This window comes from Acidimicrobiales bacterium (genome assembly GCA_040219085.1).
Lineage (GTDB): Bacteria > Actinomycetota > Acidimicrobiia > Acidimicrobiales > JAVJTC01 > JAVJTC01.
The window spans coordinates 12,495-32,104 of record JAVJTC010000035.1; the positions used below are offsets into that span (position 1 = coordinate 12,495).

At 69.2% G+C, this 19,610-nt stretch carries 19 protein-coding genes; 6 read left to right on the forward strand and 13 right to left on the reverse strand.

The features are described from left to right. Positions 1 to 26 precede the first annotated feature (26 nt). Positions 27 to 812 carry a creatininase family protein gene (locus tag RIE08_15415; GenBank protein ID MEQ8718997.1) on the forward strand — a complete coding sequence of 262 codons (786 nt, stop codon included), beginning with the start codon at positions 27 to 29 and terminating at the stop codon, positions 810 to 812. A gap of 17 nt (positions 813 to 829) precedes the next feature. Further along, positions 830 to 1,717 (forward strand): amidohydrolase family protein, encoded by an 888-nt coding sequence (locus tag RIE08_15420; protein MEQ8718998.1) that lies wholly within the window; start codon positions 830 to 832, stop codon positions 1,715 to 1,717. 34 nt (positions 1,718 to 1,751) lie between these two features. Here RIE08_15420 and yqeC read toward each other — a convergent pair whose 3' ends face one another. Genes yqeC through RIE08_15435 form a run of 3 tightly spaced genes read right to left on the reverse strand, consistent with a single transcriptional unit; the run spans position 1,752 to position 3,672 of the window. Beyond that, entirely contained in the window at positions 1,752 to 2,540 is a 789-nt protein-coding gene (yqeC, locus tag RIE08_15425) for a selenium cofactor biosynthesis protein YqeC (protein MEQ8718999.1), read from the reverse strand. Continuing rightward, entirely contained in the window at positions 2,537 to 3,064 is a 528-nt protein-coding gene (locus tag RIE08_15430; GenBank protein ID MEQ8719000.1) for an NAD(P)H-dependent oxidoreductase, read from the reverse strand. Before RIE08_15430 ends, yqeC begins: the two co-directional genes overlap by 4 nt. Beyond that, a complete protein-coding gene (locus RIE08_15435; GenBank protein ID MEQ8719001.1) occupies positions 3,061 to 3,672 on the reverse strand; it encodes an NAD(P)H-dependent oxidoreductase in 612 nt (203 codons plus the stop codon). The genes RIE08_15430 and RIE08_15435 overlap by 4 nt, the downstream gene beginning before the upstream one ends. 96 nt (positions 3,673 to 3,768) lie before the next feature. Between RIE08_15435 and RIE08_15440 the strand changes: the two genes are divergently transcribed. Beyond that, complete coding sequence (locus RIE08_15440) at positions 3,769 to 5,121, forward strand: hypothetical protein (protein ID MEQ8719002.1); 1,353 nt, start codon at positions 3,769 to 3,771, stop codon at positions 5,119 to 5,121. A 71-nt stretch (positions 5,122 to 5,192) separates the two neighbouring features. Continuing rightward, complete coding sequence (locus RIE08_15445) at positions 5,193 to 6,188, forward strand: LLM class flavin-dependent oxidoreductase (protein ID MEQ8719003.1); 996 nt, start codon at positions 5,193 to 5,195, stop codon at positions 6,186 to 6,188. Here the strand turns inward: RIE08_15445 and RIE08_15450 are convergent. From RIE08_15450 to RIE08_15485, 8 genes are all read right to left on the reverse strand, one after another. Then, a complete protein-coding gene (locus tag RIE08_15450; protein MEQ8719004.1) occupies positions 6,160 to 6,969 on the reverse strand; it encodes a hypothetical protein in 810 nt (269 codons plus the stop codon). The genes RIE08_15445 and RIE08_15450 overlap by 29 nt on opposite strands. Further along, a complete protein-coding gene (locus tag RIE08_15455) occupies positions 6,966 to 8,123 on the reverse strand; it encodes a hypothetical protein (GenBank protein ID MEQ8719005.1) in 1,158 nt (385 codons plus the stop codon). The genes RIE08_15450 and RIE08_15455 overlap by 4 nt, the downstream gene beginning before the upstream one ends. Before the next feature lie 235 nt (positions 8,124 to 8,358). Further along, positions 8,359 to 9,456 (reverse strand): cysteine--tRNA ligase, encoded by a 1,098-nt coding sequence (locus RIE08_15460; GenBank protein MEQ8719006.1) that lies wholly within the window; start codon positions 9,454 to 9,456, stop codon positions 8,359 to 8,361. Between the two features lie 24 nt (positions 9,457 to 9,480). After that, positions 9,481 to 10,323: an ABC transporter permease gene (locus RIE08_15465; GenBank protein MEQ8719007.1), complete on the reverse strand. Its 843-nt coding sequence runs from the start codon at positions 10,321 to 10,323 to the stop codon at positions 9,481 to 9,483. Between the two features lie 28 nt (positions 10,324 to 10,351). Beyond that, positions 10,352 to 11,560, reverse strand: coding sequence for a hypothetical protein (locus RIE08_15470; GenBank protein MEQ8719008.1), 1,209 nt, complete (start codon positions 11,558 to 11,560; stop codon positions 10,352 to 10,354). Positions 11,561 to 11,708: 148 nt separating this feature from the next. Continuing rightward, positions 11,709 to 12,482 (reverse strand): ABC transporter permease, encoded by a 774-nt coding sequence (locus tag RIE08_15475; protein ID MEQ8719009.1) that lies wholly within the window; start codon positions 12,480 to 12,482, stop codon positions 11,709 to 11,711. Positions 12,483 to 12,647: 165 nt separating this feature from the next. Then, on the reverse strand, positions 12,648 to 13,262 hold the full coding sequence (locus RIE08_15480; protein ID MEQ8719010.1) for a hypothetical protein: 615 nt from the start codon (positions 13,260 to 13,262) through the stop codon (positions 12,648 to 12,650). Between the two features lie 105 nt (positions 13,263 to 13,367). Then, the gene (locus tag RIE08_15485; protein ID MEQ8719011.1) at positions 13,368 to 14,753 is read right to left on the reverse strand and encodes an NAD(P)/FAD-dependent oxidoreductase; all 1,386 of its coding nucleotides are present in this window, start codon (positions 14,751 to 14,753) and stop codon (positions 13,368 to 13,370) included. A 69-nt stretch (positions 14,754 to 14,822) separates the two neighbouring features. On the opposite strand from RIE08_15485, the gene RIE08_15490 reads away from it, so the two are divergent. Continuing rightward, positions 14,823 to 15,641: an ABC transporter ATP-binding protein gene (locus tag RIE08_15490; protein MEQ8719012.1), complete on the forward strand. Its 819-nt coding sequence runs from the start codon at positions 14,823 to 14,825 to the stop codon at positions 15,639 to 15,641. Continuing rightward, entirely contained in the window at positions 15,638 to 16,795 is a 1,158-nt protein-coding gene (locus RIE08_15495) for an LLM class flavin-dependent oxidoreductase (protein ID MEQ8719013.1), read from the forward strand. The genes RIE08_15490 and RIE08_15495 overlap by 4 nt, the downstream gene beginning before the upstream one ends. Here RIE08_15495 and RIE08_15500 read toward each other — a convergent pair. Continuing rightward, positions 16,779 to 18,032: a pyridoxal-phosphate dependent enzyme gene (locus RIE08_15500; GenBank protein MEQ8719014.1), complete on the reverse strand. Its 1,254-nt coding sequence runs from the start codon at positions 18,030 to 18,032 to the stop codon at positions 16,779 to 16,781. The genes RIE08_15495 and RIE08_15500 overlap by 17 nt on opposite strands. Beyond that, the gene (locus RIE08_15505; GenBank protein MEQ8719015.1) at positions 18,029 to 19,534 is read right to left on the reverse strand and encodes a pyridoxal-phosphate dependent enzyme; all 1,506 of its coding nucleotides are present in this window, start codon (positions 19,532 to 19,534) and stop codon (positions 18,029 to 18,031) included. The genes RIE08_15500 and RIE08_15505 overlap by 4 nt, the downstream gene beginning before the upstream one ends. Positions 19,535 to 19,610 lie beyond the last annotated feature (76 nt).

Genomic DNA, 19,610 nt, shown 5'->3' on the forward strand with positions numbered 1-19,610 from the left:
GCACTGCCAAGACTACGGTCGCCGTCGTGAACGGACCCCGTCAGACCCGACGCCTCGAGGACCTGACCGCGCGGGCGGTCGCCGACGCCGTCACCGTCGGCTCGACGCTCGTGCTCCCCATCGGCGCCGTCGAGCAGCACGGCCCGCACCTGCCGCTGTCGGTGGACCACGTGATCGCGCACGAAGCCGCCTCCGCCGCCGTCGCCCGTGTCGGCGAGGAACTCGACCTGTGGCTCCTGCCGACCCTGGCGGTCTCGAAGTCCAACGAACACGCGTGGTCGCCGGGGACGTTGTGGCTCTCCGCCGGGACGATGCTCGCCGTGCTGAACGATCTGGGGCGCAGCGTGGCGGCCACCAGCGCACAGCGACTCGTGCTCCTCAACGGCCACGGAGGGAACTCCTCGCTGTTGAACGTGGCGTGCCGGGACCTGCGGCTCGCCCACGGACTGAAGACCTTCCTCGTGCACCCGTTCGTCCCACCCGACCAGGGCGGCTCGTCGCCGGAGGCCGAGCTTGCCATGGGCATCCACGGCGGCCATGAGGAGACCTCGGTGATGCTGCACCTGCGACCCGACCTCGTGGACATGAGCCGTGCCACCCGGCGCATCCCCGAGACGCTCGCCGACAACGAGTTCGTCCGCTTCGGCGGACCGGTGAGCTTCGGTTGGCTGTCCGACGACTTCGGCCCCGACGGCCACATCGGCGACCCGACGACGGCGACCGCCGAGGATGGCGCACGGATCTTCGCGGCGATGGTGGATCTGCTCTGTCGCCAGATGGCCGAGATCATCCGCTTCGACTACGGCCGCTGAGCCAGGAGGAAAACCCGATGGAACCCGACATCGACCGCAGCATCCCGTTCGTGGACGCGTACCACCACATCACCGAACCGTCCCGCAACCCCTACGAGTGGTTGACCGAGGACGGGGCGATCTACACGGACTATCTGGGCGACTACAAACTCGTCCGGGCCGACTGGCCGATGGAGCGGTTGCTGCGCGAGTTCTACGGCTCCAACGTCGTCAAGAGCGTGCACGTCGAGGCGGCCTGGAGCGGACCGGACCCCGTGGACGAGACGCGCTATCTCGCCCGGGTCACCGCCGAGCACGGTTTCCCCCACGCCTACGTCGTGCTGTGCGACATGGACCGAGACGCTTCAGCGCAACTCGACGCCCACCTGGCGGCGTCCCCGCTGGTGCGCGGGGTCCGCATCAGAGAACACCCCGAAGGGGGCGGCGACGCCCGGTTCCTCGACAACCTCCGGGCGTGCGCCGAGCGGGACCTGCACTTCGAGACGCGGGCCTGGCCGGGACGACTCATGGATGCCCACGCGTCGGCCGTCGCCGTACCCGAACTCGACTTCATCGTCGGAGCCAGCGGCATGCCGATGGCCGACACGCCGGAGGAGTTCGAGCTGTGGCGCACCGAGTTGGGCGCACTGGCCGAACTACCGAACGTGCACTGCAAGATCGGCGGTCTCGGCATGCAACAGCACCACTGGACCGTGGATTCGATCCGACCCTGGGTCCTCGCGATGATCGAACTGTTCGGTCCCCAGCGGTGCATCTTCGGGACGAACTGGCCGGTGGACGCCGTCTACGGGTCGTACCTCATGACCGTGGACGCCTACCGGCGGATACTCGCCGAGGCCGACACGTCACCCGAGGACACGCGCCGCATGTTGTGCACCAACGCCGAGGCGTTCTACCGGATCTGAGGACCCGGGCGTCGCCGGAGGAATCAGGATCCGCTCACGCCGTCAGATACTCGACCGGTGGCTCGAGGTCGTCGCCAGGTCGGTAGTGGGGAACCAGCACCACCCGCTCGACGGGCGGGCCTGATCCTCCGCCGCCGAGTACACCGGCGGCGATCTCGCCGGCCGTGTCTCGCCGATCCTCGGCCACCTGGGACAGGATCACGGCGAGCCGCGCACCGGACGGGACTCCCCTGCCCGCGCCGTCGGAGCTCGTGGCGAGCGTGACGTAGGTCTGTGCGTCGACCGTGTCGGACACGGAGGCCCCGGTGACCCCGGCGACACGCTCGGGCCGGTGGCAGACCTCGGAGATGACACCCCCGAGGGCCGTGAGACCCATGACTGCGACCACGAGGTCGGTGCCCGGCGATATGACGGGCTCGTAGTGAGCGGGCGCCTTGAGCGAGCGGCGCCGGGCACCGTCGGCTTCGACGAGGACGTGGTGGACCGGCAGGTCGTCGACGAGGTCGGCCGGGATACCGAACGCCTTGGTCCCCTCGCGTCGTTCCACGACGATCACCGGATACCCCTCGCCGCTGACCGAGACGATCGTGGCGCGGAGGTCGCCGGGGGTCGACAGCTCGACGATCGGTCCGCGCAGCTGGTCGGTGCCGAACTTGGTCGTCGTCGTCACGACGACCGTGCGCGCAGCAGCGCACAGCTCGGTGCCCAGGCGGAAGATCGTCGTGGTCTTGCCGCCACCGCCGACGACGGAGGTGACGCCGGTCGGGCCGAGCCCGAGAGCGGTGGTGAGTGAGTCCGTGGACGTCGCCCCGATCCCACTCACCGGATCAGCCGTGCGCAGCGGGTCTCGACCTGTTCGAGCCACGCCGTGAAGTCGGCCTCGTCACACCCGTCGGCGTCATAGAGGGAGATCCACGTGCTCCGGCACCGCCACGGTGCGGCGAGGCGCAGTCCTCGCATCACCAGCTTGCGACCGGGCTCACCCTCGAGGACGTTCATGAACTTGCCGGAGCCATGCCCTGTGACGGCGACGAAGCGCCGCAGCGAACCCAACAGAGCCCTGGCCTCACGGCGGTCGTCGGGCAGGACGGTGTCGATCCAACTCTTCAGCGCAGCCGGCTGGCCGCCCCACCACGTTGGATAGACCAGGACGAGTACGCGGGTCCCGGCCAAGAGCGCACGACACCCGTCGACGTCGACCGGTTCGTACGCGTCGACCTCGGTCGTCCGCACCCCGGCCGACGCCAGGCCCGCAACTGCGCGGGCCCGTGCCGCCTGGGTGAGGCTCCCGGGAACCGGGTGTGAGTGCACGACGAGGGCGTGCAGCGCGGTTGGTGTCTCCTTCACCGGGCACCTCCCAACGCGCGTTCCACGCGGCGCAGGAGTTGGCGGGAACGGTCCTGCGTACCGATCGAGTAGGCGGCCACGAACCGGCGACGGGCCAACGGGTGCACGATGGTCCGCAACGCCCGCAAGAGATACAGCCGTCCACCGTCGCCGGCCGCCCGCACCTCGCGCCGCGAGCGGCCGTGGGTGGTGATCGCGGTGATCCGCCGGATGTTGGTCAGCCCGGGGCGCACCTTGCCGCTGCGTTCGGAGAAACGGAAGCCGACGCCGGGAACCAGCGTCCTGTCGAGCAGTCCCTTCAGGGCGGCGGGCGGCGCGAACCAGACGGAGCGGTAGACGAACACGATCTCGTCGACCGAACGGATCAGGTCCGCGTACCGGGCGACGTCGTCGCTGATGATCGGCGTGTCGGAGTGGTAGGCCTCACGCTCGGCCCGACTCATCGCCGGTTGGAACGCCTCGTCGGCCAGCACGAGTCTGTCCACCCGGTGGCCGGCGCCGACGAGGGCGGCATGGGCCATGTCGGCGATCTCACGGTCGAGGGCGGCCCGGTCGCCGCTGGGCGCGACGCCGGACGCATCGACGAGGAGCACTCGGCGGGGGGCCATCGCGTCATTGTCGGCCGGTCCGGACCGTAGTGTCGAGACCGAGCCACCCCATGGGACCTCGACGAGCCCTCGCGGGCCGCTCTGTAGCATCGACCGATGACCCACCGTCTCGTCCTCACCGGTGCGACAGTCGTCGACCCTCCAGCGGACGCTGACCTGGTCGACCGGGACGGCGATCCGCCACCGGCCGCGCCGGCGCTGCGCCGGGTCGACGTCCACATCGGCGACGGGATCGTGACCGCCGTCACCGAACCGGGTGCGGGAACGGACACCGATGCCGCCCCCGGCGGGGACACGGCCGACCCCGTGACCGTGCAGGACCTCAGTGGAATGTTGCTCCTCGGGGCGGCCGCCGACCCCCACACCCACCTCGACAAGGCGCTCTCGGCGGACCGCGTCGTCAACGTGGCCGGCGATCTCACCGGAGCGATCGACGCCTGGATGCGCTACCGGGTCGACGCAACCGTCGCCGACATGGCGGATCGGGCGACCCGCGCTGTCGAGATGCTCGTCGCGAACGGGGTGACGGCGGTGCGCACCCATGTGGACCTGGGCGAGGGAATCGGCGTTCGGGCCGCCGAGGCTCTGGCCGAGACCCGGGAGCGGATGGGGCACCTCGTGACGATGCAGGTCGTCGGACTCCCCACCTGTCCGGTGACCGGTGACGACGGGGCAGTCAACCGGGCCGATCTCCTGACAGCCGTCGAACGGGGTCTGATCGACCTGGTCGGAGGCGCCCCTGCGATCGACCCCGATCCCCACGGCGCCATCGACTGGCTCCTCGACCTCGCCCAGGGCACCGGCCTGGACGTCGACTTCCACATCGACGAGACACTCGACTTCGACATGTTGAGCCTCGAGCATCTGGCTCGGCGGGTGATGGAACGCGGCTTCGACAACCGGGTGACGGCGAGCCACTGCGTCAGCCTCGGGATGCAGTCCCCCTGGGATCAACAGCGTGTGGCCCGCGCCGTGGCCGAGGCCGGCATCGGCGTGATCACGCTGCCCCAGACCAACCTCTTCCTCCAGGCCCGCGGGGTGACGACGGCGCCACCGCGGGGCCTGACGGCCATCGGGATGCTGCGCGGCGCCGGGGTCGCCGTCGCGGCGGGGGCCGACAACATCCAGGATCCGTTCAACCCGATGGGCCGGGCCGACCCCTTCGAGACGGCATCGCTGCTCGTGAGCGCCGGCCACCGTCTACCCGAGGTCGGGTGGGCGATGGTGTCCGACGACGCCCGGACGGTGATGGGTCTGCCACCGGCGGGGCCGGTCGTCGGCCGGAGGGCGGATCTGGTGGCGGTCGGCGCGGCGTCACTGCGCGAGGCCGTGGCGTCGGGACCCACCGCCCGCCGCACCTGGGTGGCAGGCCGCCTCGTGGCCGAGCGGACGGTGGCGGGGGGACTCCTCGAGAAGACCGGAGAGGAGTCCGACGAAGCGGAGACCTGACCTCCCCGTCTACTCCTCGGCCCGACCTGTGTCGGCCACGAGAGTTACGGTGACGCCGTGATGGGGACGAGATGACGGTGACTCCGTGGGGTGTGTGGCTCGAGCCGACGGTCCCCGCCGCGCGCCTTGTCGAGATGGCCGTGGCGGCGGAGGAGGCCGGTGCAGAGGTGTGCCTCGTCGCGGACGAGGGCAACGGGCGGGACGTGTGGGTGACACTCGGCGCCATCGCGACGGCCACCGAGCGGATCGTCATCGGCCCCGGGGTGACCAACCCGTTCACCCGCCATCCGGTGACCACGGCGACCGCCGCGGCCACCCTCGCCGAGATGGCCCCCGGCCGTGTGTGGGCCGGGCTGGGCGCCGGCGCGCCCTCCACGCTCGCGCCCATCGGGTTCGAAGCGGAGAGGCCCCTGCCGGCGCTGCGTGAGTCGATGGCCACCGCGCAGCAACTCCTCGACGGTGAATCCTCCGGCCGTGCGTTCCTGGGGTGGTTCGAAGGCCACGTGCCGCTTGTGATCGGCGGCCGTGGGCCGCTGATCCGCCAACTCGCGATCGACCACGCCGACTGGTACCTGGTGGCTGCCACGCCCATCGAGGACCTCGCCGAGATCAGCGAGACGGTGCGGGCGGGGATGTGCAAGGTGGCCTGGACCACCCACATCGCCACCGACGACTGCGAGCGGGCGAAGGTCCTCGAGGTCATCTCGAGGGTGATCACCCAGGACCACGTGGCGGCGGGCCATCACCCGGAGACCACGGCGCCGCTGTACCTCCAGGAGCACTTCGGCGTCGATCAGTTGACGGCGGCCCGGGTGCGGCGGGCGGCCGAGAACCGGGTCCCCGACCACGTCATCGGCCTGTTGCCGGACGATCTCGTGGACCGGTTCGCGCTGGCGGGTTCGGTGGCGCAGTGTCGACGGCGCCTCGCCGACATGGCCGACCTCGTGGATCTCGTGCTCGTGGCGATGAACGAGCCTGACCCCGAACTCGACTGGATCGGCGTCGCCGCCGAGGTCTTCGCCGACAGACCGCTGCCCGCTACTGCTCCAGGGCCTGGATCTCCGTAACGGGGATCTCCCAGGTGGTCGACGGCGCCCGGGTGGTGAAAGGACCGCGGTTCACACCGTCGATGGCCCAGGTGAGGATCCAGTCCACGGTGGCGGTGGCGGCGAACGGCGACCCGACCGTCGTCGGGTAGGTGGCCAGACAGTCGGTGGCGTCGTCCTCGAGGCCCGGCTGCCAGGCGACGCCCGGGCCGTCGCAGGTGACGGGATCGCCGAGGCCCGGGGCGAACGTGAGCTGCCGTGGTGTTGCGGTGACCGTGACGGTCACCGAGACGAGCGGGATCGACGCGGTGGCCGAGGCGCTCACGGGTTGCCACGGGTCCGTGATCCAGAACCAGACCGGGATGTGGACCACGGCGGTCCGCCCGATGGGTGGCGAGGTCTCGACCGTCGGCGGTCCGGGCTCGACCTGGGCCGTGGCCTCGTCCATCAAGGCGACGAGGTCGATGGCCGAGCCGAGGTCCACGATGACCGGCACGGTCGGGATGTCGACAAGGCCACCGCCGCCCATGTCGGCGACACACCCGACGTCGTAGACGATGCGTTCGCTTCGGGGCAGGACCCGTGCGTTGTTCGCCGAGCAGTAGATCGGCGGCGGGTTCGTGGGCGTGCCAGTTCCACCATCCTGGCCTCCTCCTCCAGAGGGAACCTCAGAGCAGACCCGCACGGTGGCCGTGCCCGTCACTGGGTCGACTCCGGCAAGACAGATACCGGCAGCGGCAGCGGTCGCCGGTACCACAGTGATCGTGGCTACGAAAAGGGCGAGGATAAGAACCGTCCTCATGGAACCGGGACCCCTGATATGTCAGCAACCGGCACCGAATCGAGCGGTCGTCCTAAGCATTCAAGGTCATCCGCCGGTTGGGTCTGATCTGCGACCCAGCTGCCGCTGCTGAGCACAAGTCGGTAGGTCGTCACGGATTGAAGAGCGCCGTCGCCTGCCCAGATGACATCGCCCGACGCGGCAACTCGTGAGTAGCCCTCCTGCTGGTCTTCGCAGGAGATGGTGCCCACGAAGTTGAGGCCGTGACCGAAGACCTGCACCCGAAGATTCGTGCCGAGGCCGTTCACGAGTCGCGTCCCGTCGTCGATGCGAGCCTGCAACTGGGAGCGGAACTCGGCCGCGTTCGACGGCATCAGCAGCTCGTCGATGCGGGGATCGGTGATGCCCGTGGTGGGGTCCTCCTGGGTCTCCACGAACATCTGGCGCAGGGCGATGTGGGCGGTGACCACCTCGTCCTCGAGCACCGGGTTGAGACAGACGTCGAAGACGATCTCACCGACGTCGCCCACGGTTGCCCGCTGGGTGAGTCCGGTCACCGCGGGTGCCCCGTCGGGACCGGCCGTCAAGCCGACGGTCACGTCCCACCGCTGCGCGAGCACCCACGGCAGCGAACCCAGCGCCTTCTCGTACACACAGTCCACGAAGGTCACCGTCGAATCGGACACGACGACCTCCGCGCGCGTCCCGCCGTACAACTCGACGGTGGTGGTGCCCCGAGCGGCGTCGGCCTCGAGCGACCCGTCGACGAGTTCGGCCATCGCCTCGTCCAGGACCGCCACCGCCGCCACGGCGTCGCGGGTCACGACACCGTTGCGCAGGTCCCTCCATGCAACGAGGAAGCTGTCCCAGACCGCCAGCGCCTGTGCTCCTGCGTCACCCCCGGCGGCGGACCCGCCTGCGTCAGAGGTGGCGGTGGGCGACGGGTCCGGTGACCCGCCGGAGCCGTCTGAAGGCTCGCCGGGAACTCCGACGTCATCGCCCGTCTCCTCCGGGTTCAAGTCGTCCGAGGCCGAATCGTCCGGCACCGCCGCGGGCGTGGAGTCGCCCGACCCGCCCGATGCCTCGGCGCCGCCGTCCACCGCATCGAACGCACCGGTCGGGTCCACATCGTCGCCACCGCCGCCACACGCCGTGACCAGAAGCGCCGCCGTCACGAGGAGAGCAACCGCCCTCCGCCATCGACCCGAACCGCACGTCTGCATGTTGCTCAGACTTACATGAAAGTTATCGAAGAACAAGAGAGACAACCCTGTCATCCGGCGCCCGACAGCGAGGACCGCACCCTAGGCGCTCAGGTGTCGCCATTCCATGAGTCATCACGCCTGAATCATGTCACTGCCCGCGCGTCGGAAACCGCTCAGTGCGTGGACACCTTCGCGATCGACCGCGTCAGATCAGGCCGAGCAACTGCCTCGCGAGCCGGGCGGCGCTGCCACCTTCGGCGATGGCGAGGTCCAGAGCGGCCGACGTCTGGAGTCCGTCGACGAGAAGTCGACAGACCTCCTGCTCGGCCGCCTCGTTGGTGGCCGGGTCTCCACCGGCGGCCCAGAGTTCCTCGAGTCGGGCCGCCGAAGCCTCCAGATCGGCCTCGACGAAGTCCCATCCCTCGTTCCAGGGCCGATCCAGCAGGTGCAGCCTGATGGCCTCGCCGGGCCAGCGCTGGAGCAGGTCCAGCACGAACACCAGGTTCCCGGTGGACTTCGCAACCTTGTGGCCGTCGAGGCGGACCGTGCCGACGTGCATCCAGGCACGTGCGAACGGGGTGACCCCGGTCGCCGCCTCGGCCATCGCCGCCTCGTAGGCGTGATGGGGGAACTTCAGGTCCTCTCCCCCGGCGTGCACATCCAGCGCCAGCCCCAGCACGGCCGTGGACATGGCCACGCACTCGGCGTGCCAACCCGGACGCCCGTCGCTCCACGGACTCGACCACGAGGGCTCACCTTCGGCCGATCGCTGCCACACGGCCGAGTCCAGCGGGTGGTCCTTGTTCGGATCGTCGGGGTGGCCGCCGCGCTCGCCGACGAGACGGATGGCCTCGTCCTCGTCGATGCCCGCCCGGGTGGCGACGTCGACGCCCCGGAAGTAGACCGAACCCTCACGTTCATAGGCGACACCGCGGTCCATCAGCGCACGGGCGAGGAAGATGACCTCCGTCACGTACTCACGGGACTGCGGCTCGAACGACGGCCGGCCGACCCGCAGCTTCCGCATGTCGTCCTCGAACTGGTACGTCTGCTGGGTGGCCAGGGCCCGCCAGCCCACACCGCGGCGTCGGGCCTCGGCGAGCAGTGAATCGTCCACGTCGGTGACGTTGCGGGCGACCTCGACAGCGATGCCGACATGTTCGAGGGTCCGGGCGAGCGTGTCGATCCACACGAACGTGGAGGCGTGCCCGATGTGGGTCGTGTCATAGGGGGTGACCCCGCAGACGTAGAGCCGCAGGCGGCGCAGAGGCGGGATGACGGTGTCGCCGAGTCGCAGTTTCACGCCCCAACGCTACCCGCCCCGGGGTCAGGGCCCCGCTGCCGTCGAGGCGTGCCAACGCCCCGTGAGTGCGCGATTGAGCCAGCTGAACACCCAGAAGACGACGATTCCGAGGGCCGACGAGACGATGATCGTGGCGATGAGGCCGGCGCCGTCGGCCAGACCCCGGAACCGGTTGATGAGCGTTCCGAGGCCCGGCTCGCCCCGACCGAAGAGGAACTCTCCGACCACAGCGCCGATGACCGACAGGCCCGCCGAGATCCGGAAGCCCGTGAACATCGCCGGCACCCCGGCGCGCAACTCGAGCTTCGTGAGCTGCGTGAACCGCGAGGCGCCGTGGAGGTGCAACAGGTCATAGAGGTTGCGGTCGGCGGACTTCAGCCCGAACAGCGTGTTCGTGATGATCGGGAAGATCGCGACCAGCACGCACACGAGCACCCGCTTCTTGAGGTCCTCTCCCAACCAGAAGAACCACGGGTCCAGGTCGTTCTGGAAGAAGACCCCGATGATCGGCACGAGCGCGAGGATCGGCACGGCCTGGGCGAGGACCGCCCACGGGAACAACGCCCGTTCGGCGAGGGGCGACAGCGACATCACGATGGCGAGCCCGACGCCCAACACGATCGCCGTCACCAGACCGATGAACGCGGACTGGGCGGTCACCCACGTGGCATCGATGAGATCGGCCCGGACGTCACCGTCGGCGAACGCGTCCGACCACACCTCGTGGGGAGGTGGCAGCAGGATCCCCCGGCGCTGCGGCGTGGAGATGAAGACGTAGCTGATGAGGTACCAGACGCCGACCATCACGCCGGCGAACGCCAGAGGCGGTCCGGCGGTCCTGGCTGCGGTGGCGGCCCGGCTCACCATGGCGGTGATCCTATGACGCCGGGGGACCTCAGAAGCCGAGCGAGATGTCCGGGTCGAGGAACTCGTTGGTGAACAGGTCCTCGGCCGACAGGTCGTCGGGGACGTCGATCCCCGCGGCCTCGTAGACCGGCGTCAACTGCGCGATCAGACCGTCGATGCGGTCCCCGTCGAAGTCACCGACGGTGCCGTCGGGGCCGTCCGTGATGAGGCCGAGATCCACCATCGCCTCTGTGCCTGCCGCGTGGCTCTCGGAGCTCGCAGTCCAGAAACTGTTCAGGTCGATGACGAACTGGAGCAGCATCTCGTTGACCGGTTCGGGGTCGGCGAAGTAGTCGACGATGGCCTGCTGGAAGATCGGCACGACCGCCTCGAGGCAGTCGCGGCTCTCGGTGAGAGCCGCGGGCTTGACGCTCAGCGCACCCTGGTAGATCGGAAGCACGTCGTCGATGAGCAGGAAGTCGACCGGCTTGTCGAAGCCGAGTTCGTTCTCGTAGCGGTAGGGCTCGTTGGTGGCGAAGCCCTGCTGCACGAGGTTCCCCTCGGCAATGAACCGGGTGGGGGACCCGTCGTAGGAGCCGTCGACCTGGTCGGCGCTGAGCTGACCGTCGGCGACGAGATAGTCCATGTAGGCCGCGCCACCGAAGTACAGGACCGGCGCTTCGGCCTCGCCGATGTCGGCGAAGGTCTCGAAGCTGTAGACGTCGGGGTCCCACATCAGGATCTGGGGACCACGCTCGAAGTAGTTGAGTACGTGGACCACCGGCGTCGTCGTCGCCGACTGGATTGCCTCGTCGGTGTTGACGTAGGCCATGAAGATGTCGGGGTCGGTGTAGAACTGGCCGGTCTGGGTGTCGGCGTCGGTGTAGGGGCCACCGGCGCGGATCTCGAGGTCGATGTCGGTGCCCATGAGGGGCCCGGTGTAGATGCCGTTGTCGGCGTCGAAGGTGCCGTCGATGCCAGCCGCCTGGTAGGTGAAGCCGTGCTCGGGTTCGGGGAACCAGTCCGTCTGCACGATCAGCGGGTTCGGGCAGATGTCGGCGACCGAAACCGTGCCGGTGTCTCCGTCGTCGGTGACCCCGTCGTCGGACGCCCCGTCGTCGGTGACCCCGTCCTCGGACGCCCCGTCGTCGGTGACCCCGTCGTCGGCGGGGGCGGTCGTGTCGTCATCGTCGCCGCACGCGGCGGCCACCAGGGCGAGCACGACGAACAGGGCGATCAACCATCGGCTTCGCTTCATGGCTCCTCGGTCCTCCAACGGGCAACCGCCCGGATTTCGCGTCGATACGCCCGATTGGATATCAGGTGATCGGCCGCAACCGTCCGCCTCGGGGCCGCGTTCACATGCAGTTCATACTCAGCACGGGCGGGCGTACTGCCCGGCAAGATCAGGCGCGTCCCGTCGTCGCCCAGCGGCGTGTGAGGCGGTCGCCAACCACCCCGAAGAGTGCGAACAGTGCCACGCCCAGCGCCGACGCGGCGAAGATGGAGGCGTAGATCTGCGGGCCCTGTCCGCGCGATGCCGAGCTCTGGTTGATGAGTACCCCGATGCCCTTCGCGTCGCCCGCCTGGAAGAAGAACTCGCCGACGACGGCTCCGACAACGGCGAGACCCGCCGCTATCCGGAACCCCGTGAACATGGCGGGGACGGCCGCAGGGAGATCCAGCTTCACGAGACGGGTGACCCGCCCGGCGCCGTGGAGCCTGAAGAGATCGCGCATGGACGGCTCGACGGACTTCAGCCCGAACAGGGTGTTGGCGATGATCGGGAAGATCGAGATGAGAATCGTGACGATCACCCGGGAGCGGAACTCGAAACCCCACCACAGTCCGATCAGTGGCGTGACGGCGATCACGGGAACCGTCTGCAGGGCGACGGCGTAGGGGAACAACGTGCGTTCGATCCAGCTCGCCTGGTTCATCAGGACCGCGAGTGCGATGCCGAGCGCGATCGAGATGGACAGCCCGACGACGGTCACCCAGGTCGTGGCCCAGAGGTTGTCGACGATCTCCGAGAAGCGATCCCAGTCGAAGACGGCCCTGTCGACGACGACGTGGGGCTCGGGAAGAACGAAGCGGGACTCGGCGGGGATCAGGGCGTTCGCGACGAGATACCAGAGCCCGACGAACGCAGCTGCAACGACGAGCGGTGGTCCGACCACCCTCGCACCACGATCGACCCAGGTCCCGGACCGGCCCTGCCTCGAACCGGCCGGTTCCGGATCAGAGTCCGGTGCCGCCACGGCGCTCGTCGGTGCCTGCGTCATCGCCCTCAAGCTTGCCACGCGCCGGGGCCCGGCCAACGGGGCCCGGCCAGCTTCGCCCGATCAGTCGTCGCGGTGGACGGGTTCGGTCGCAGCCCTGTCGACCCGAGCCTTCGCGTCGGACTTCGGCCGGTCGAGCATCAACTCGAACGCCTTCTTGTAGGCCAGGATCGCCTCGCGGAAGTCGGCGTCGGTGGCCTCTTCGGCCTCGTCAGTCTCGACCGCCACGAACAGTTCGTGTGCGCGGCGCACAGCGACGCTCGTATCGCCGTCTTCGAGAGCGATCGCGGAGAACCGATCCTCGATCGAGCCGACGGGATAGTTCCGCGCCCGCATCACGTCGGCGACCAGGATGTCCGCTCGGCGGAGCGCATCGGTCGGCGCGTCGAGAAAGTCGTGTTGGATCGACTCCCACGTCTCGGTGAAGGCCTGCCGATCGTCGGGCCCGATCCGATCCGTCTTCACGTCGGTGAGACGCTCGTGACGGTGACGAAGCTGCTCGAGGGCCTTCTTCTCGCCGATCTCGTCGACCAGGCGGTCGTATTCGGAGCCGAATCTGTTGCGTGCGGTGGCCCGCTCCGAACTGCGTCGGGCCCTGTGACGCCCGTACGCCACGCCCAGGATCGACAGCACGAGCGCCGCCCCTACGGCAACCACGACATACACCCATGGATCCATCTCGGCTCCGGTCCGATCTCTAGTCAGTCTTCTTTCCTGTCTGGGCGGTACCCACTCCAGCCATACGCGAAACCGCCGGGGGCACGGCGGGCAGGCGTGGAGCAGTCAGAGTCCCCTGATCTCCTCGAGGAGCCGAAGCCAGACCTCGCTCATGGTGGGGAAGGAGGGCACCGCGTGCCACAGCCGTTTGACGGGCACTTCGCCGACGATTGCGATCGTCGCCGAATGGAGCACCTCTCCGACGTCATGCCCGACGAAGCTCGCGCCCACGACCACGTCGCGGACCTCGTCGATCACGAGCGACGCCCGACCGGCGGTCTGCGCCGCGAGCGACGCGGCGGCGACCGACGACATCTCGACGGTGACGACCCGCAACGAGTCGTCACCGTCGGCGTCCGTCTCGGACCTTCCGACGGCGGCGATCTGGGGATCGGTGAACACCACCTGCGGCACGGCCGTCCCGTCGGCCCAGGCCGCGGTGTCGTGCCCGGCGACGGTATCGCCGACACAGCGGGCCTGGTACTTGCCCTGATGGGTCAACAGAGCCCTACCGTTCACATCTCCGGCGGCGAACAGCCAGCCACCCGCGACGCCGCGGACGCGCAGGCGGTCGTCGACCTCGATCGGTCCGCCCGGGGTGAGTCCGACGGTGTCGAGGCCGATGTCGTCGGTGTTGAACCGACGCCCTGTCGCCACCATCAACCGGTCCGCCTCGATCAGCGAACCGTCGCTGAGCGTCACCGTCACGGTCGCGCCGTGGCGCTGGACGGCGCGGGCCTCCACCCCGGTCCGGACCGTGATGCCGTCGGCGTCCAGGGCATCAGCGAGAACCCCCGCGACAGCGACCGAGAAGTTGGTCAGGATGCGTTCCTCACTCTCGACGATGGTCACGGTCGCGCCCAGGCGGCTGAACGCCTGCGCGAGTTCGCACCCGACCACCCCGCCACCGACGATGAGCAGTCTCCCGGGGATCTCCCCGGTGGTCGTCGCCTCGCGATTGGTCCACACGTCGACGGCGTCGATCCCGTCGATCGGCGGCACCAACGGGCGGGACCCGGTGGCGATCACGACCCCGCGGCGGGCGGCGAGCTGACGAATCGAATCGTCACCGGACCTGACATCCACCCGCCTCTCACCGGCCAACGAACCCCGACCCCGGATCAGCACCGCACCGATCGACTCGACCCATTCGACCTGGGACGCGTCGTCGAGCTCGCTGATGATGTCGTCCCGACGAGCCAGAACGGCGTCGACGTCGATCGACCGTGACACCGCTGCGTCCGCTCCGGCCAGACGGTCGGCTGCAGCAACCGCGTGGACGGGGCCGAGCAGCGCCTTCGACGGCATGCACGCCCAGTACGAACACTCGCCTCCCACAAGATCCGACTCGACGATCGCGACCGACAACCCGTTGTCTCGGGCGTACCCCGCCACGTTCGTTCCCGTGGACCCCGCCCCGATCACCACGACATCGAATGATTCTGCGTTCACGGACCGTCACCGTAGGGCATCGTCCGCCGGCCTCGGCTGTGGCACAGCCCGGCAACTAACCTGCGGCGGATGAACGAGCCCGCGGACGCGCCGACGGGGGCCGGCCCCGCCACCGGATCCGCCACCGTGGTCGAGGCTCACGGCGACCCGATCCTGTCGTTCGACGAGGTCGCCAAGACGTTCCCGGACGGAACCCACGCTCTCGACCGGGTGTCGCTGACGGTTCGGCGCGGCGAGTTCGTCTCGATCGTCGGACCGTCCGGCTGCGGAAAGTCGACTCTGCTGAGACTCGCCGCGGGACTCGACGAACCCACATCGGGCAGCGTCGAAGTGGGGCGCGGCGATCTCGGCTACATCTTCCAGGACGCCACGCTGATGCCGTGGCGCACGGTGCTGTCCAACGTCGAGTTGCTCGGGGAACTCGACGGCCTCCCACGCCACGTTCGCCGTGAGCTCGCCCGCGACGCCATACAGACGGTTGGTCTGGAGGGATTCGAGAACCACTACCCGAAGGCGCTGTCGGGCGGCATGCGCATGCGGGTGTCCATCGCCCGGAGCCTGACCCTCAATCCGTCGGTCTTCCTGTTCGACGAACCGTTCGGCGCGCTCGACGAGATCACCCGGGAGCGACTCAACGAGGAGACACTGCGGCTGTTCCTCTCCGAGCGCTTCGCGGGCCTGTTCATCACGCACTCGATCTACGAGGCCGTGTTCCTGTCCACCCGTGTGCTCGTCATGTCACCGCGGCCGGGCCGCATCGTCGCCGAGTTCGACGTGCCCTTCGGCTACCCCCGCCCGCCGGAGCTCCGCTTCGGGGCGGACTTCGCCGAGCTCACAGGAGCCGTGTCCGGCGCATTGCGGGGTTCGTTCCCCGAGGAGGGTCCATGACCATGCAGACCGGCGTCTTCTTCTTCGGTGGTGTCGAGATGGACGACGCGGGCGCCGGGCCGCCCGCACCGACCGACCGCCGCTACACGCAGAAGGAGATGTGGCACGCCGCCGAGCGGATGCTCGACATGGGCGTACGCGCCGACCAGCTCGGCTACGACTCGTTCTGGCTGACCGAGCACCACTTCCAGCACGAGGGCTACGAGGTCCTGCCGAACTGTCTGCTGTTCGGCGCGGTCCTCGCGGAGCGGACCGAACGGATCAGGATCGGGGCGATGTTCAACATCGTCCCGCAGTGGCATCCGCTGCGCTTCGCCGAGGACTTCGCGACGATGCACAACCTCTCGGGCGGCCGGGGCATCCTCGGCGTCGGTCGCGGCACCGTGCCCCGCGAGGCCCAGGCGCTCGGGACCGTCATCGGCAGCTACGACAACCCCGACAAGGCCGACGCGGACCGCATCAACCGCCAGACCTTCGCCGAGTCGGTCGACGTCATCCTGGCGGCTCTCGACAACGAGACGTTCTCGTACTCGGGGGAGATCTTCACCTTCCCGCCGCCGGGCATCCCCGACCGGGGCGGATTCGTCGAGACGCTGACCCTCGTTCCCCGCCCGCTGTACCCCTACGAGGTCTGGCAGCCCATCACCTCGCCCCCCACGCTCGAGGCGGTCCCCGCCCGGGGCTTCGGTGGCGTGTTCTGGTTGCGCAACCACCTGTTCGTCAAGGAGTGGTGGGAGCGATTCGCCGAGATCTGGGAGGACACCCACGGCTCACCCCTCGCCGCGGGCGAGAAGCGCAACCTGTGCCTCAACGTGCGGATCGAGGACACCCACGAGAAGGCCTGGGATACCGCCCGCGACGGCCACGACGAGTTCTGGAAGTTCCTCGGCCCCTACGGCTGGAGCCGCGGGTACATGGGCGCCGACGGCAACCCGGCTGAGCCGGGGCTCATCCCGACGCTCGAGGAGTCCGTCGAGAACCGGACATGGGCGATCGGCTCGCCCGCGGAGGTGGCCGAACAGATTGCCCACTACCGGGATCTGCTGGGCGGAATGAACCACCTCACCCTGTTCCCGAACTTCCCCGGGGACACCTACGAGAAGTCCGAGGAGCAGATGCAGCGCTACGCCGAGGAGGTCATGCCGCTGCTGTAGGCGCGGGGCCGAAGTCACGACCCGTGAACAACACGGTTGCGGTCTCGCCGTCATGCGTGCCGCCCCGCTCGACCAGCGTGCACAGGCCGGCGTAGCCCGCCGTCCCCGTGGCGGACACCGCGATGTCGGTGACCGTCCGGGCGTGACGGTGAGCGTGGACGATGGCGGCCTCGGGCGCGGTGACGGGGAAGCCGTCGGTCAGGTACATCGACCACACGACGGGGATCCAGTCGTGGGTGACGTCGTCGAGGATGCCCGTCGCCGCGCTGTGGGGATCGTCCCAGGCCCACATGAAGCGGTCGGGTTGGGCGATCGCCGCCGCCACGGCGTGCTCGGCATCCCCCACCCCGGCGAGCAGGTCCCACGCCCGCACGAGCGGCGCACACCCTTCGGCCTGGACCGCGTGGAAGCGGGGCAGATCTTCGATGAGCCCTGAGCCATGAGCGTCGACCAGACCCTGGACACAGCTTGCGGCGAGCGCCCCGCCGCCGATCTGCACGAAGAGGTGGTCCGGCACCGACCCCGCGTCGGCGAAGGCCTCGGCGAGTTCCCAGCCGATGGTCTTGCCGCCGTCGATCGTCCAGGGGTTCTCGGTCGCCTGGACCCCGAAGGCGACCGACCCTGCGTCCACCGCATCACGGAATCGGGCGAACGTCGGGTCACCGACCTCGCCGGGGCGACGTCCACAGACATGGATGCGCGCCCCGAGATCGTCGAGGCGGGCGACGACGGCCTCGTCGGCCCAGACCGGGATGTACACGTCGAGCGGGCGCCCGGCCGCCCGGGCCACCACGGCGGCTCCCACCGCAGCGTTGCCACAGCTGGCTATAGCGAGACGGCGACCTGGATCGACGTCGTCGACCGCGAGTCGCAGTGCCAGACCCATGAGGTGCCGTGCCTTGTGGGACGCGGAGACGTTGTGGGTCTCGTCCTTCACCGAGACGGTCACACCCCCATGGTCCAGGCCGGGCTGGGCGCCGAACGGGGTGACGGCGAAGCCGGCGCCGTCCACCCCGGCTATCGCTGCTTCGATCCGTGCGACGGCGTCGAGGTAGCGGGCGTCGTCCCAACCCTCGCTCAACGCGTGCTGATGGGTCCACGACAGACGCCGGTAGCGGACGAAGGGGTCGTCGCTGGACTCGTCGATCTCGAAGAGCCCCGGCGTGGGCGAGCCGAGCCAACCGTGGTCGCGCCCGAGGTGTCGGGCGACACCCTCGCGGCCGACCACGGGGCTCATGCGATCGTCGCCCCCGTGCGGGCGTTGAAGTCGTCGATCATCGCGTCCCACGTCGGGACGAGTCCGTGCAGTCGCTTCCAGAACGCCTGGTCACGGCGGGCCTCGAAGTCCTCGAGAGACACACCCTGCTGTTCGACCCAGGTGTAGTAGCCGAGGTTGAAGATCCGGCGGCGCCCGACGTCGTCGAGCACCTCGACGTCGGAGGTGTCGGCGCCGTCGAGATGCTCTTCGACCGCCCGGGTGACGTGCGCGTCGTCGAGGTGACCGTCGAAGCGCGAGGGGATGAGCTTGGCCCGTTCGGACTCGTAGAGGTCCGCCCCGTCGGTGGCCACCGTGACGATCACGTCGTCCGCACCCAGGCCGAGCGTCTTGGACGTCTTGATGGCAGCCAGCAGGTTGCACAGGCTCGAGAAGCCGAAGTGCGGGAACGTGGCGATGACGTCGCCGGCGACCCCGCGCTCCGCGAACAGCCGCCTGCCGGTGTCGGTGTCGAGCGCCAGGTACAGCTCGTCGGTGGCGCGGTCCGAGACGGCGATGGCGAGGTCGGTGTTCATCACGTTGTGGATCAGCGGGATGTGCTTGTCGCCGATCCCCTGGATGTTGTGTTCGCCGAAGCCGTTGTAGAGCATCGTCGGGCACTCGAGCGCCTCGACCGCGACGATGCGGGCGTTGTAGTCGTGCTTGAGTCGGTCACCGGCGCCGAGCGTGCCGGCCGAGCCCGACGCCGACACGAACGCCGCGAGGTGCGCGTCGGGGTTCGCCGCCCGGTACGTCTCGAAGACGTGGCCGAGCGCCCTTCCGGTGACCTCGTAGTGGCCGATGTGGTTCGCGAACTCCGAGAACTGGTTCAAGATGACGTTGGCGGGTTCCTTGGCCAGTTCGTGGCAGGCGTCGTAGATCTCCTTGACATTCGACTCCGAGCCAGGAGTGCGGACGATGTCGCCGGGGTCGGTTGTCCAGCGCTCCAACCACTCGAAGCGTTCCCGGCTCATGTTCTCCGGGAGGACCGCTGCTCCGCGGCAGTCCATGATCTTGCTGATGGCCACGCCGCCGCGGGCGTAGTTGCCGGTGGAGGGCCAGATTGCGACGTTGCGGGTGGGGTCGAACTGGCCGGTGACGAGGCGGGCGACGAGACACGAGTAGGCCGCGAGGACCTTGTGGGCGGTGATCATCGGGAACCGGTCGCCGAAAGCGAGGATGATCGGCGACGGGACGCCGCTCAGCTCGGGGCCGATGACGACGTGTTCGGGGACGGCGCCGAAGCTGGTCTGGTCAGCGAGGCGGTTGTACCAGTGGACACGCCACAGGTTGCGGGCGTCGGCCGCGTTGTGGTCGATGTCGCCGAGCACGGCACGGGCCGCGTCCGGGATGGTCGACGGGTCGGCGAGCTGGGCGAAGGTCGGCAGGACGATGTTGCGCTCGGCGAACCGTTCGATCGCGTTCGTGAGCGAGGTCTCGTCGACGACGTCGGTGGCGAGGGCCCCGTACACGGTCGATGTCACATGCCAAGCCAACCCCGAACCGGCGGCCTTGGCAACCCGAACGAGCCTTCTGAGCCACACCGGGTTCGGCCCGATC